Raw genomic sequence first — 13019 nt, 5'->3', positions numbered from 1 at the left:
GCCATCGCGGGCTGGTCTTGGGACCGTCTCGGCGACTTCGCGCGTCCGGTCGAATGAGACGGTCGGCGGGGCGGCCTCGAGTGGCAGCGAGGCCGCCCCGCCCTCCCTTTCCACTCTCGTGGAGAAAGTCACAAAACCCGGCCTGTAATCCCGCTACCATCCCTTGGTCTCGAATAAGCCAGTCGAGTATTCGACGGAGGTACGCGGAATATGAGGTCGACCAGGCGGATTCTTTCGGCCGGAGCGCTGGCGGGCGCGGCGATGGTCGCCGTTCTCGGCACGCCGGCGTCCGCGAGCGCGAAGGCCGGAGCCGACGGCGTCGCGGCCAGCGGAGCGATCCACTACAACATCGTCAAGGGCGCCACGAGTTACGGCTGTTACGCGGCGATGGACGCCGAGAAGTCAAAGGGCTTCTGGTACGTCCGCGGCCGTTACTACCGGTACCCGAAGTCCTCGACGTGCTATTTCGCACTCGTCCGCCAGCGGCACGGCAAGCGCTATTCCTGGCACTACGCGGACAAAGGACAGAACGTGTGGGTCTACGGCGGATGGCACAAGGACTCCGGCTACAAGGCCTGGTCATGCGCCACGACCGACACGCTCAGCACCAAGTGCACCAAATCCTGGTGACCTCGCCCGCCGACGGGAGAGACCGGCCGAGCCGCGCGTGACATGGCCGCCGCGTCATGTCGCGCAAAAAGGGACATGACGCGGCGGCCCACCACCGTGATCCTGGAGCCGACCGGTGCACGACGGACCGCCGTCGCGCGGCGCAGGGGGCGGTCAGTCCTCCCTCGGGTCCCGTTCGAGCAGGAAACGGGTCAGCTCGGCGGTGTTGCCGATGCCGAACTTGGCGCGCACCCGGCGCAGGTGCGTCTCGAACGTCCAGACGCTGATACCCATCCGCCGGGCGGCCTGGGCGTGGGTGAATCCCTCCGCGACCCAGCGCAGCGCCTCTTCTTCGCGCGCCGTCAGCCGCGGTCGCGCGTCGTGGGGGGCCTCGGCCAGCATGTCGGCCAGATGCGGCGAGAGGTAAAAGCCCCCGTCGTGCACCGTCCGCAACGCCTCCACCAGGACGTCCTCAGGCGCGTCCTTCGTCAGGTAGCCGGACGCCCCCGCGCGCAGGGCCGCCAGCACGTCGAAGCGACGGGAGGACGCCGACAGGACCAGCACGCGGCAGCGTCCCGACAGGTCGCGGATCGCCTCCAGCGCCGGCCGGCCCTCCCGGAGATAGAGGTCGAGCAGCACCACGTCCGGGGTGGGCGGCCCGGCCAGTTCCGCGGGCTCCGCCACTGCGGCGACGACGTCGAGGAGGTCGCGGGAGGCGAAGACGTGCTCGATGCCCCAGCGGGCGATCGGATGGTCGTCGACGATCGCGACGCGGATCATGTCGGTACCCACAATTCGACCCGTGTCCCCTCGCCCGGAGCGGACTCGATGAGAAGGCCGCCGTTCACGGTCGCGAGGCGCGTCTTGACGGAGTCGGTCAGGCCCGTGCCCCACGGCACCGCGTCCGGGTCGAAGCCGCGGCCCGTGTCGACGACGGTGACCAGGACGCGATCCCGTTCGACCACCGCCCGCATCACCGCATACGCCGCGCCCGAGTGCTTGGCGACGTTGTTGAGGGCCTCGCGGGCGGCTTCGGTGAGCGCGTGGACGCATGGCTCGGCGATGGCGACCGCCGGACCGCGTGCGGAGAACTCCACTCGCAGCCCCAGCCGTTCGAACTCCTCCGCCACGGACCACAGCCGGTCGGACAGGGAACCGTCCTCACGCCGGCCGCCCTCCTCGATCAACCGGCGGAGCCAGCGCGCCTCCACGGCGACGTGTGAGCGCAGCCGCGGGTCGGGCAGGACGCCTTCCCGTGCGAGGGTCTCCATGGTCTGCAACACCCGATCGTGCAACGAGGCCATGTTCTCGAGCCGTTCGCGCTCGGCCGCCAGCGCCGTCTCGGTGGCGGTCAGCCGAAGCGCCGCCACCTCCTGTTCGTGCCTCGCCTGCTCCCGGGCCTGGGTGAGCTGTTCCGCCTTGCCTACGGCCTCCTCCTGCATGACGTCCAGGCGTGCGCCGAGCGCCCCCGCCTCGGTGCCGAGCCACCGCGCGACCCAGGCGAAGGGGACGTAGGTCAGCATGTCGATGGAGATGTTGACCGCGTAGGCCGGGTCCATCTCGTGGAACCACGCCATGCCGGCGCCGTACGCGAACGCCAGCGTCGTACTCGCGGCCATGGTGCCGCGCATGGTCGCGCACATCGCGGCCAGGACCGCGCCACTCGACACGAGTGTGAAGGGATACATCGCGTTTCCCCAGAAGTGCGAGGCGTTCGGAGGTGCCGACCAGGCTCCGAACACCAACGCGGCGACGCCGAAGGCGACGTCGGCGACGGCGACCATCGGCCTCGGCCGTCCGGGGCCCGTCAGCAGGACCCAGGCGAGCCACGCGCTCTCCGCGACGGCCGCCACGATGAGCAGCCCCTGGACGGAATGAAACCCGCGGCCCTCGACGAGCACCGCGAGGCAGAACTGCGCCAGCAGTGCCGCCCGGATCACCACGCAGGCGTGGGACACCAGCCGATCGGCCTGCTGCGCGCCGACGGGATCCGGGACCATGCGGCACTCCTCATCCATTCACGGGACGCCTTCGAGATCGTGCCCACTCCGCCGCCGACGCCGGACCGCATCGACCCACCGTGACGCACGGCGCACCGGCCGTCATGTCCCAAGATCTTGGGACATGACGGCCCGGCTCACTATGGCGCACGTACGGCGGACCGTCATGTCCCCCAAATTGGGGACATGACGCGACGGCCCACTCTCACGATCCTTAGAACCGAACGCCGGCGTGCGGTCACGCCCGTGACCCCGACTCCAGTTGAAAGGCGCGCGTGGATTCCAGATTCTCCCCGTTGGGGCCGGGCGACCCTCGGATGGTCGCCTCCTATCCGCTGCACGCGCGACTGGGCGCCGGCGGGATGGGAAACGTGTATCTGGCGTTCACGCCCGGAGGACGGGCCATCGCCATCAAGGTCGTCCGCCCGGAGTTCGCCGCGGACGAGGAGTTCCGGCGCCGGTTCCGGCAGGAGATCGCCGCCGCGCAACGCGTCCAGGGCCTGTACACCGCCACGGTCGTCGACGCGGACGCCGACGCGCCCACACCGTGGATGGCCACCGCCTACGTCGCGGGCCCCTCGTTGCAGCAGGCCGTCGCCGGGCAGGGTCCGTTCGCGGCGCCCATGGTGTTCCGGCTGACCGGCGCGGTCGCCGAGGCGTTGTCCACGATCCACGCCGCGCGCCTCATCCACCGCGACCTCAAGCCCTCGAACGTCCTCCTCGCCAGCGACGGTCCCCGGGTGATCGACTTCGGGATCGCCTGGGCCGCCGACGTGACGGCGGTGACACGCCCCGGGGTGCGTGTCGGGACTCCGGCCTTCATGTCCCCCGAACAGGTCCGGGGCCGGCCCGCGACGCCCGCCACCGACGTGTTCGCGCTGGGCCAGCTGGCGGTGTACGCGGCGACCGGCCGCCCGGCGTTCGGCGAAGGTCTCGAGGCCGCTCTGCTGTACCGGATCCTCAACGAGCCTCCGGACCTCGACGGCTGCCCTCCCGCGCTTCGCGACCTGGCCGCTCGTTGCCTCGCCAAGGATCCGGAGACGCGCCCGGACCTGGCGGAGATCATGGAGGTGGCGCGCGCCGAGTCCGGCGATCCGACACCGGATCTCGCCGGATCCTGGCTGCCGGACGCGCTCGCCGCGACGCTCCCGGCCTATGATCCCGTACGGCCGCCGGAGGAGCGCCCGGCGACGCCCGTCCCCGGGGCGGCCGGTGGACGCCCGGCTCCGTTCGCCTCACCCCAGCCGTCGGCCGCCACCCCGCACGCGTCGTCGCCTGCCGCCCCGCACACGTCATCGCCTGCCGCCCCGGCCGCGTCGTCGGCTGTCATGCCGCCCGCGTCGTCGCCGGTCACGCTGCACGCGTCGCCCGCCACCCTGCCGGTGGCGAGTCCCCCGCCGAGACGTGGGATGCCCACGGCGGCGGCCGTCGGCATCGCTGCGGCGTCCGTCGTCCTGACCGCCGTCGTCGTCGGCGCGCTCGCATCAGGGTCGGGTCACCCCGGCATGAGCCCCACGACCGCACGCGGGCCCGCCTCCGGCGCATCCGTCATCGGGAGCGGCGGCTCCCCGGCGGCCGCCCCGACCCCGGCGCCCACGCCCGGATACAGCCGGGAGTTCACCGACGTCCGGTTCACGCTGCCCGGTGGGGGCTGCTTCAGCGACGGCTTCGACTTCGACGAGGAGGGGCCCACGGTCACGACCGACGTGGCCGGCGCTGCCGGCATGCCGCTGGAGTACCTCGGTTGCGGATTGGGCTCTCCTTACATCCAGGTGCACTCCGGCGAGGTCGCCATGGTCACAGGCGACCTGGACGGGGCCGCCTGCGAGACGGCGGTGACCCGGCAGCCCGCGAGCGGCGGGCCTTCCTTCAGCGGCCTGCACCAGGGCGCGGAGATGTGCTTCATGAACGACGACCATGTCGTCCTGATGAAGCTCGTCGGCAGGTCGGCCTCCTCGTACGCGCTCACGTGGAAGGCGACCGGCTGGTCGCGCCCGAAGAGCGGCTGACGCGATTCCAGGCGCCCTGGCGCCGCCTACCTCGGCGGATCAGCGGCCGCCGAGCTCGTACTGCTCGGCGAAGCGTTTCAGGGCGCCGAGGGCCTCGCCGGTGCGCGTCCAGGGCCGTACGATCAGCCGGTCCGCGCCCAGTTCGGCCCACGCACGGACCTCGTCCGGGCCGGACAGCTCGTACGCGTGCACGGTGATCTCGAAGGGGCGGTCGTGCGGCCGCTCCGCGAGGAGACTGCGGAGCCGGTCGAGCTGCGGACGGATCGACTCGACGGTGTGCGGCATGCTGATCCACCCGTCGCACCGCGTGGCCGCGCGGCGCAGCGCGGCGAGTGACTCGCCGCCCGCGAGAATCGGGATGCCGTGCGGCCTGGGCTCGAAGGCGACCTCGTCGAAGTCGTAGAAATCTCCGTGGTGTTCGACTACGTCTTCCGTCCACAGGCGGCGGGCCACGTCGATGGCCTCGTCCAGCCGCCGCCCCCGGCTCGCGAAGTCGATCCCGGCCGCGTCCCACTCCCCCGCGTACCATCCGGCGCCCACCCCCGCGATGGCACGCCCGCCGGAGACGTGGTCCAGCGTCGCGAACGCCCGTGCGCTCACGAACGGATGACGCAGCGCGAACAGGTGCACGGCCGTGCCGAGCCGGACCCGTTCGGTGACGGCGGCCAGCGCGCACAGATAGGCGGGCGCGTCGAACAGCGGCGTGGACGGCACGATGCCGGGCCGGTCCGTCCCCGGGTACGTCGCGGTCGACAGATCGGTCGCGAAGACCAGGTGTTCGGGCATCCACACCGACTCGAAGCCGAGCCGGTCGGCCTCGACGGTCAGGTCCCGCCAGATGCCCGGGTGCACGAGACCGAGGGGGACGCCGAATCTCACCGGATGACCCTCCCGTCGAACAGCTCCCACCGGACGCCCACGTGCACGAGACCGAGCGAGACACCGAACCTCACCGCGTGACCCTGCCGTCGAGGAGGTCCCGCCGTACGGCCTCGGGGTCGCGTTCGGCCGGGTCGCCGTATCCGCCGCCGCCGGACGTCTCGACGACCAGGGCCTCGCCCGCGCGCAACGGTGAGCGGGTCGCCTTGGCGGGGAGCGGTTCTCGGGTCCCGTCGAGGCGCTCGCGGTGGTAGCCGCCCGCCCGGCCGGGCCCGCCGCCCGCAGCTCCGGCGGGCGGGTGGCGCAGTCGGTCGCCGCGCGTGTCGACCCGCGCGTCCTCCAGCACCCGGATGACCGTACGGGTGCCGAGCCCGCCCCGTCGGCGACCGAGTCCCCCGGAGTCGGGGATGAGCGTGACCTCCTCGACCCGAACCGGCAGCCGGGCCTCGATCGGTTCGACCTGCGGGATGATGTTGCGGCCGCCGCCGAACAGCGCGCCTGTCGCGTCCGGCCCGTCCCGTCCGTACCGCGCGCCCATGCCGCCGAGCTCGAACGCCATGTGCAGCCACGGGCTCGTGGCGCCGCTGAGGCTGAAGGCCTGCAGGATGCCGGAGGCTGCCGCGCCGCGACCGGGCAGCGCCTGCGTGAGCGCCGCGAAGATCGCTTCCTCGGCGGCGGCGACCGTCCCCCACCGGCCCCCGCCCGGGTACGGCTTCGTGCAGTTGACCAGGCTTCCCTCGGGCATCCGCACGTCGACCGGCGCGAAGCAGCCCTCGTTCATCGGCAGCGACGGGTCGACGAAGCAGCGCAGCGCGTACAGCACGCCGCCGAGCGTCTGCGAGAAGCCCGAGTTGACCGGCTTCGGGACCTGAGGGTCGGTACCGGTGAAGTCGACCAGCACCCCGTCCCCGTGGACGGTCACAGCGACACGGATCCAGTGCCGCTCGTCCCCGTCCTCGACGGCGTACTCGCCCTCGTAGGTGCCCTTCGGCAGCCGCGCGAGCTCCGCGCGCATCCGCTTCTCGGTGTGCGCGAGATAGGCGTCGATCCCGGCCGCGAGGCCCTCACCGGCACCGATCCCTTGACCGGCCGCAAGGCCCTGACCGTCGCCGACGCCCCTGCCTGCTACGAGGTCCTGACCATCGCCGAGTCTCTGACCGTCACCGAGGTCTTGTCCGTCGCTGAGGCCCTGGCCTCCGCCGAGTCCTTGGCCGATGGCGAGGCCCTTGCCTCTGGCGGGTCCCTGACCGTCAGGGGGGTTTTGTCTGTCGCTGAGGCCCTGGCCTCCGCCGAGTCCTTGGCCGATGGCGAGGTCCTGGCCTCCGACGGGTCCCCGACCGTCGCGGAGGTCTTGTCCGTCGCTGAGGTCCTGGCCTGCGGTGAGGCCGGGTCCGGTGGCGAGTTCCTCGAGGCGGCGGGCGGCGACGTTGACGCCCGCGACGAGTGCCCGCAGGTCGCCGAGCAGCCTGTCGGGGGTGCGGCTGTTGGCGGCGAGCACCCGCGTCAGGCCGTCGTCCCAGCCGTCGGCGGTGGCGATCCGGACCGGCGGCAGCTGCAGTCCTTCGAGGAACACGTCGGTGGCGTCGCTGGCCATGCCGCCGGCAGACAGGCCCGACAGGTCGGCGACGTGGATGAGCGTGCCGGTGAAGTAGGCGGGTGTCCCGTCGAGGAAAACCGGCCGGAAGACCAGCAGGTCGTTGGCGTGGACCCCGCCCTGGTACACGTCGTTGAGGCAGAAGACGTCGCCCGGGCTCATGGTGTCGAGCGGGTAGGCGTCGATGACGTACGGGAGGGCGCTGCGCAGGCTCGCGCACTGGATGAGCGCGGTGGACAGCGAGTGCGCGACCAGGCGCCCGCGCGCGTCGAGGACGGCCGCCGCCGCGTCCGCGCCCTCGACGATGAAGGTGGAGTACGCCGAGCGGACCACGACGATGCTCGCCTCCTCGGCGGCGACGCGCAGGGCGTTGCGGAGGATCTCCGCGGTCAGGTCATCGGTCACCTACGGTCTCCCTTCTCCACGGACACGGCGCCGTGCTCGTCGACCAGGCCGGTCCAGCCGGGCGGCACGAGCAGCGACGCCTGCGGCTCGGTGATGACGCACGGCCCGGTGAACCGCTCCCCGGCGGCGCAGGCGGCCCGTTCGCGCACCGGGACGTCACGGAAGGCTCCCTCGAACCACACCCGCCGGACGCGGTCCGGAGCCGGCCGTGGCGCGTCCGCCGCGCGGACGTCCGCCGCGCCGGCGGGCAGGGACACGCGCGCCCGGGCGACGGTGAGCTCCGCCGGGTCGCGCAGGTCGATGCCGTACGACTCGCGGTACCGCGCGTAGAACTCCGCGACGGCGGCGTCGACGGTCTCGCGGGTGACCGGTCCGGGGACCAGCTCGACGGTGAAGGCGTGCGCTTGCCCCGCGAACCGGAGCCCGACGGAGCGCACGACCCGGCCGCCCGCGCCGCACGTGCCGAGATCGGCACGGCCGCCAGCATCACGCACGCCGAGATCGGCACGGCAGGCCGTCTCCAGGTCGGCTAGCACGGCCTCGAGCGCCGCCGGGTCGGCGTCGGCCGTCCGTGCCAGGAAGGTCCGCGACCGCTCGATGGCCAGGTCGGCGTGGAGCAGTCCGGCGGCCGACCCGACGCCGCAGCGGGCGGGCACGAGTACCCGGCGGATTCCGAACCGCTCCGCGAGGCCGACGGCATGGGTCGGGGCCGCGCCGCCCAGCGCGACGAGCGTGAAGCCGCGCGGGTCGATGCCGCGCCGGACGGTGACGACGTGCACCGCCGTGCCCATCTGCGCGCCGGCGATGTCGTGGATCGCCGCGGCCGCCTCGACGACCTCCACGCCGAGCGGCTTGGCGACGTGCCGGGCGATGGCCTCCTCGGCGAGGTCGGGGCGGAGCCGGAGGTCGCCGAGGCCTTCCGGGTCGAGGTATCCGAGGACCAGGTCGGCGTCGGTGACCGTCGGCAGCGTGCCGCCCCGCCCGTAGCACGCCGGGCCGGGTGCGGCGCCGGCGGAGCGCGGTCCGACCCGGAGCGTGCCGGACTCCACCCAGGCGATCGAGCCGCCGCCCGAACCGACCTCGGCCAGGTCGATCGCCGGGACCTTGATGGGCACGCCGGTGCCCGGCCGCCGTCCGCCGAAGCTGCCCGTGCCGCCGACCTGGAACTCGTGGGTGACGCCCGGGCGGCCGCCCCGTACGAGGCCCGCCTTGGCGGTCGTGCCGCCCATGTCGAAGGAGATCAGGTCGGTCAGCCCGCGGCGCGCGCCCTCCCGGGCCGCCGCGACGACGCCGGCCGCCGGGCCCGACTCGATCGTGTAGACTGCGCGGGAGGCGGCCAGTTCGGCGGGCAGGACGCCGCCTGCCGACTCCATGACGTGCACCGGCGCGGTGATGCCCAGCTCGCTCAGGCGGTCGCGCAGGCGGCGGAGGTAGGCGGCCATGACGGGGCCGACGTACGCCGACATGAGTGTGGTCGTCGCTCGTTCGTACTCGCCGAGTTCCGGCCAGACCTCCGAGGAGATGACGACGGGCGTGCCGTCGGGGAGCCGTTCGGCGATGAGGGACGCCAGCCGTCGCTCGTGCACGTCATCGACGTGGGAGTGCAGCAGGCAGATCGCCACGGCCGCGACACCGAGTCCCGCGATCCGCTCGGCGACCCGCCGCGCGGCATCCTCGTCGAGCGGGGTGAGGACGGTGCCGTCGGCGGCGAGGCGTTCGGGCACCTCGAACGTGTGCGTCAGGGGAACCGGCGGCTCGCCCGGCGAGAACGCCAGGTCGTACCGCTCCTCCTCGACGCGCGCCTGGCGGCCGAGCGCGAGCATCGAGCGGAAGCCGCGCGTCGTGACGAACGCGACGGCGGCGCCCCGGCGCTCGAGGATGACATTGGTGGCGAGGGTGGTCGCGTGCGTGAACCGGTCGACGGACCCGGGCGCGACCCCGGCGTCGGCGAGCACGCGGCGGACGCCGCGCAGCAGTCCCTCGGTCGGATCGTCCGGGGTCGTCAGGGTCTTGGCGACGTGGACGCGGCCGTCCGCGACCAGGACCACGTCGGTGAAGGTGCCTCCGATGTCACTGGCCAGTGCCGCCACGCAGAACCTCCACCCAACCTAGCGCCCGCTTGGTGAGCGTAAGGAGCCGTCGAACCGCTGTCAACGCCGCTACCTGTCAGGTAATCGACCAGATGACCTCCCGCACGCGAAGGTTGCCGCATGACGACGACCTTGGAACGCCCGGTCCACCACAGGACGGCGGCCCCCGGATGGGCGCCCCTGCTGGTCCTGCTGACGGGCACGTTCATCACCACCCTCGACTTCTTCATCGTCAACGTGGCCATCCCGGCGACCCAGCGGGACCTGCACGCCGGACCGGCCGCGATCCAGTTCATCGTCGCGGGGTTCGGCCTGGCGCTGGCAGCGGGCCTGATCACGGGCGGGCGCCTCGGCGACCTGTACGGGCGGCGGCGAATGTACGTCCTCGGCCTCGGCCTGTTCACGCTCGCGTCGCTGGCGTGCGGCCTCGCCCCGACCGCCGGCCTCCTGATCGGCGCGCGTGTCGTGCAGGGTGCGGCGGCCGCCCTGCTGATGCCGCAGGTCCTGGCCATCGTCAACACGGTCTACGTCGGGGAGCACCGCGCCCGGGCGTTCAACGCGTACGGGCTGGCGATGGGCCTCGGCGGAGTGTTCGGGCAGCTGATCGGCGGGCTGCTCATCCACGCCGACGTCGCCGGGCTGGGCTGGCGGACGATCTTCCTGATCAACGTGCCGATCGGCGCGGTCGCGGTGCCGGCCGCCCTTCGGATGGTGCCCGAGTCGCGGGCCGGAAACGGCACCCGTCTCGACCCCGTCGGCGCCACGCTCGTTACGGCCGGCCTGGTCCTGGTCGTCCTTCCCCTGGTGATGGGCCGGCAGCAGGGCTGGCCGCTGTGGACCTGGCTCTGCCTGGGCGCCGCGCCGGTCGTGCTGGCGGTGTTCGTCCTCCACCAGAGGCGGATCGGCGAACGGGCCCTGATCCACCTCCCACTGTTCCGCGGGCGGTCCTTCGCCGTCGGGGCCGGCCTCGCGCTGGTCAGCCAGCTGGCGGTGGCGTCGTTCTTCCTCGTGCTGGCGCTCTACCTGCAGGACGGCCACGGCCTGTCCGCCCTCCGATCGGGTCTGATCTTCGTGCCGCTCGGCGTGGGCTACTTCGCGTCCTCCAGCCTGGCGGCCAGGGCCGCGGCCCGGCTCGGCCACCGGGTCCTGGCGGTCGGCGCCCTGACCATGGCCGCGGGATACGGCCTGCTCGCCGCGACCGCCGCGGAGACCGGCACCCAGGGGAACGCCGGATGGCTCATCCCCGGGCTGGTCGTCGCGGGCGTCGGCATGGGACTGCTGCTCTCCCCGCTGGCCGCCGTGGCCCTGTCGGAGGTCGGTCACCGGCACGCCGCCTCCGCGTCGGGCGTCGTGTCGACCGCCCTGCAGTCCGGAGGCGCGATCGGGGTGGCGGTCGTCGGGGCGGCGTACTACGGCGTGCTCGGCGCGGGCCATCACACGGCGGCCTTCACCGTGAGCCTCGTCATCGCCGCGGCGATCTGCTGCGTGACCGCGCTGATCGTCAGGCTGCTGCCGTCCGGGCGGTGAGCAGACTCCGGAGTCGACCACCTCGCACGGATACGGCCCTCGCCCACAGGACGTCGGCGAGGGCCGTATCGATGTTGGTCAGGCCACGGTCAGCGGCGGGTACCCGCGGTGGCGCTCGGGTACTTCTTCGTGGTCGGCAGCGCTCCGGGGCCCTGATGCTCGACGGAAGGCATGCGTGCCTTCATGCCGCGGGTCGAGGGTGCGCCCCTGGCCTGTGCGCCGCCCTTAGCGGCTTTCGCGGTCTTCGGCCAGGCTCTGGTCTCCCAGAACCTCCAGCCCTCCCGGATGGTCGGGAAGGTGGCGACGCCGGAGTTGACCCGCAGCCGGCCGCAGTTGTGGAAGATCCGCCACTGGTCGAAGCCGACCCGGAGACCGAACACCCGGTATCGCAGATGCCCGATCATTCCCTTGCTGACGTGGGTGGTGTACTGGTGACCACTCTCTACCGTGTGCTCTTCTTCGATCTCAGGCCGCAGGTTCTTCCTGATGCGTGCGATGAAGTTCTGAATGTTGAAATCGACGCCCACTTCTTTCTCGAGCTCGACGTGGAGCCGGACCAGATGCACCCGCCTGATCCAGACCTGCATGTCACCGCCCGGACCATCGATGTAATACGAATTCGGGACGAACAGGTCGACCGGCTTCTGGAAGCGGACGGAGAAGAAGACCCCCGGCTCACACGGCGGCACCACGAACGTCTTCAACCGCGGACGATGAGGGATCGGGAAGGCCGTCGGCGTCGGCGTCACCGTCCCACTGGGCGACGCACCGACCGCGACATTGATCCCGTCCGCGGTACTGGAGGCCGACGCCGACGCGCTGGGCGACGCGGACACACTGGGCGACGCGGACACACTGGGCGACGCGGTCACGGTACGCGACGCGGTCACGGTACGCGACGCGGTCACGGTAGGCGACGGGCTGGTGGTGGCCGTCGAGGTCGTGGTCACGGACGGGCTCGGCGTGGGCGTCGCGCGCCTCGTCCGGCTCGGGATGATCGCCTGCGCCCCATGATGGCGGTGAAGCGCTTTGCGCACCTTCGGCCACGCGCTCGCACCGGGCTCATGAGTGTCGGGCCACGGGTCCTGACCGGCCGCGGCCGCCGGGCCCCCTGGGGACGCGGTCGCGGGGGCGAGCGAGGAGACGGCCGCGGCAACAATAACGCCCAGAGAACCGGTCGCGACCGAAACCGTCACCCTCTTCGCCATCGAGGGTGGGACCGCGCCGTTTATCCGAAAATTGCGCATGGTGCATCTTTCCTGTGAAAGGCGGTTTCCCGCCGGGAAATACCGTACCGACGGTCATCAGGCTCGGATCACCGGTGGGCGCCTGCGCCCCCCGCGATATGACGGCGCAGCAGCCCGCGGTGCCCCTGGGTCACCTCACGGAAGAGACGGTTCTGACGGGCCTTAGGAGCACCCGTTACGGCGTGCTTTTCAGCCTTCGGCCAGCCTTTGGTCTCCCAGAACATCCACCCCTCCCGGATCGTCGGGAACGTCGCGACGCCGGAGTTGACCCGCAGCCGGCCGCAGTTGTGGAAGATCCGCCACTGGTCGAAGCCGACCCGGAGACCGAACACCCGGTACCGCAGATGCCCGATCATTCCCTTGCTGACGTGGGTGGTGTACTGGTGACCGCTTTCCACGGAGTGTTCTTCTTCGATCTCCGGACGGAGGTTCTTCCTGATGCGTGCGATGAAGTTCTGAATGTTGAAATCGACGCCCACTTCTTTCTCGAGCTCGACGTGGAGCCGGACCAGATGCACCCGCCTGATCCAGACCTGCATGTCACCGCCCGGACCATCGACGTAGTACGAATTCGGGACGAACAGGTCGACCGGCTTCTGGAAGCGGACGGAGAAGAAGACCCCCGGCTCACACGGCGGCACCACGAACGTCTTCAACCG

General features: G+C 71.9%; 11 protein-coding genes. 4 read left to right on the top strand and 7 right to left on the bottom strand.

What is annotated here, in order from left to right; genetic code table 11:
* The first annotated feature begins 210 nt into the window (after positions 1–210).
* On the top strand, positions 211–630 hold the full coding sequence (locus AB0I04_RS26220) for a hypothetical protein (protein WP_360889501.1): 420 nt from the start codon (positions 211–213) through the stop codon (positions 628–630).
* A 153-nt stretch (positions 631–783) separates the two neighbouring features.
* Here AB0I04_RS26220 and AB0I04_RS26215 read toward each other — a convergent pair whose 3' ends face one another.
* Together AB0I04_RS26215 and AB0I04_RS26210 are read right to left on the bottom strand one after the other, a co-directional pair.
* A complete protein-coding gene (locus AB0I04_RS26215; protein WP_360889498.1) occupies positions 784–1389 on the bottom strand; it encodes a response regulator transcription factor in 606 nt (201 codons plus the stop codon).
* On the bottom strand, positions 1386–2609 hold the full coding sequence (locus tag AB0I04_RS26210) for an ATP-binding protein (RefSeq protein WP_360889495.1): 1224 nt from the start codon (positions 2607–2609) through the stop codon (positions 1386–1388). The genes AB0I04_RS26215 and AB0I04_RS26210 overlap by 4 nt, the downstream gene beginning before the upstream one ends.
* A 275-nt stretch (positions 2610–2884) precedes the next feature.
* Between AB0I04_RS26210 and AB0I04_RS26205 the strand changes: the two genes are divergently transcribed.
* Positions 2885–4618, top strand: coding sequence for a protein kinase (locus AB0I04_RS26205; RefSeq protein WP_360889492.1), 1734 nt, complete (start codon positions 2885–2887; stop codon positions 4616–4618).
* Positions 4619–4657: 39 nt separating this feature from the next.
* On the opposite strand, the gene AB0I04_RS26200 is transcribed toward AB0I04_RS26205, so the two are convergent.
* The 3 genes from AB0I04_RS26200 to AB0I04_RS26190 form a co-directional block, all read right to left on the bottom strand.
* Positions 4658–5497, bottom strand: a complete 840-nt coding sequence (locus AB0I04_RS26200) for a TIGR03619 family F420-dependent LLM class oxidoreductase (RefSeq protein WP_360889489.1) — start codon at positions 5495–5497, stop codon at positions 4658–4660.
* Between the two features lie 70 nt (positions 5498–5567).
* Entirely contained in the window at positions 5568–7496 is a 1929-nt protein-coding gene (locus AB0I04_RS26195; RefSeq protein ID WP_360889487.1) for a hydantoinase B/oxoprolinase family protein, read from the bottom strand.
* Positions 7493–9586 (bottom strand): hydantoinase/oxoprolinase family protein, encoded by a 2094-nt coding sequence (locus AB0I04_RS26190; RefSeq protein ID WP_360889484.1) that lies wholly within the window; start codon positions 9584–9586, stop codon positions 7493–7495. Before AB0I04_RS26190 ends, AB0I04_RS26195 begins: the two co-directional genes overlap by 4 nt.
* 120 nt (positions 9587–9706) lie before the next feature.
* On the opposite strand from AB0I04_RS26190, the gene AB0I04_RS26185 reads away from it, so the two are divergent.
* Positions 9707–11113 (top strand): MFS transporter, encoded by a 1407-nt coding sequence (locus AB0I04_RS26185; protein ID WP_360889481.1) that lies wholly within the window; start codon positions 9707–9709, stop codon positions 11111–11113.
* 89 nt (positions 11114–11202) lie between these two features.
* On the opposite strand, the gene AB0I04_RS26180 is transcribed toward AB0I04_RS26185, so the two are convergent.
* Positions 11203–11817, bottom strand: a complete 615-nt coding sequence (locus AB0I04_RS26180) for a hypothetical protein (protein ID WP_360889478.1) — start codon at positions 11815–11817, stop codon at positions 11203–11205.
* A 76-nt stretch (positions 11818–11893) separates the two neighbouring features.
* Here AB0I04_RS26180 and AB0I04_RS26175 point away from each other — a divergent pair, with 76 nt between their 5' ends.
* The gene (locus tag AB0I04_RS26175) at positions 11894–12127 is read left to right on the top strand and encodes a hypothetical protein (RefSeq protein ID WP_360889476.1); all 234 of its coding nucleotides are present in this window, start codon (positions 11894–11896) and stop codon (positions 12125–12127) included.
* 301 nt (positions 12128–12428) lie between these two features.
* On the opposite strand, the gene AB0I04_RS26170 is transcribed toward AB0I04_RS26175, so the two are convergent.
* Positions 12429–13019: hypothetical protein (locus tag AB0I04_RS26170; RefSeq protein ID WP_360889473.1), on the bottom strand; the 591-nt coding region annotated here is incomplete at its 5' end.

The organism is Actinoallomurus sp. NPDC050550 (genome assembly GCF_040655075.1).
Lineage (GTDB): Bacteria > Actinomycetota > Actinomycetes > Streptosporangiales > Streptosporangiaceae > Actinoallomurus.
The sequence above is the reverse complement of the archived record's forward strand: the minus strand, read 5'-3'. Positions and strand labels throughout refer to the sequence as shown.

Bases quoted from the DNA above. Each gene is read 5' to 3' on its own strand.
- AB0I04_RS26215 (WP_360889498.1), bottom strand. From the start codon at position 1,389: ATGATCCGCGTCGCGATCGTCGACGACCATCCGATCGCCCGCTGGGGC.
- AB0I04_RS26220 (WP_360889501.1), top strand. From the start codon at position 211: ATGAGGTCGACCAGGCGGATTCTTTCGGCCGGAGCGCTGGCGGGCGCG.
- AB0I04_RS26185 (WP_360889481.1), top strand. From the start codon at position 9,707: ATGACGACGACCTTGGAACGCCCGGTCCACCACAGGACGGCGGCCCCC.
- AB0I04_RS26210 (WP_360889495.1), bottom strand. From the start codon at position 2,609: ATGGTCCCGGATCCCGTCGGCGCGCAGCAGGCCGATCGGCTGGTGTCC.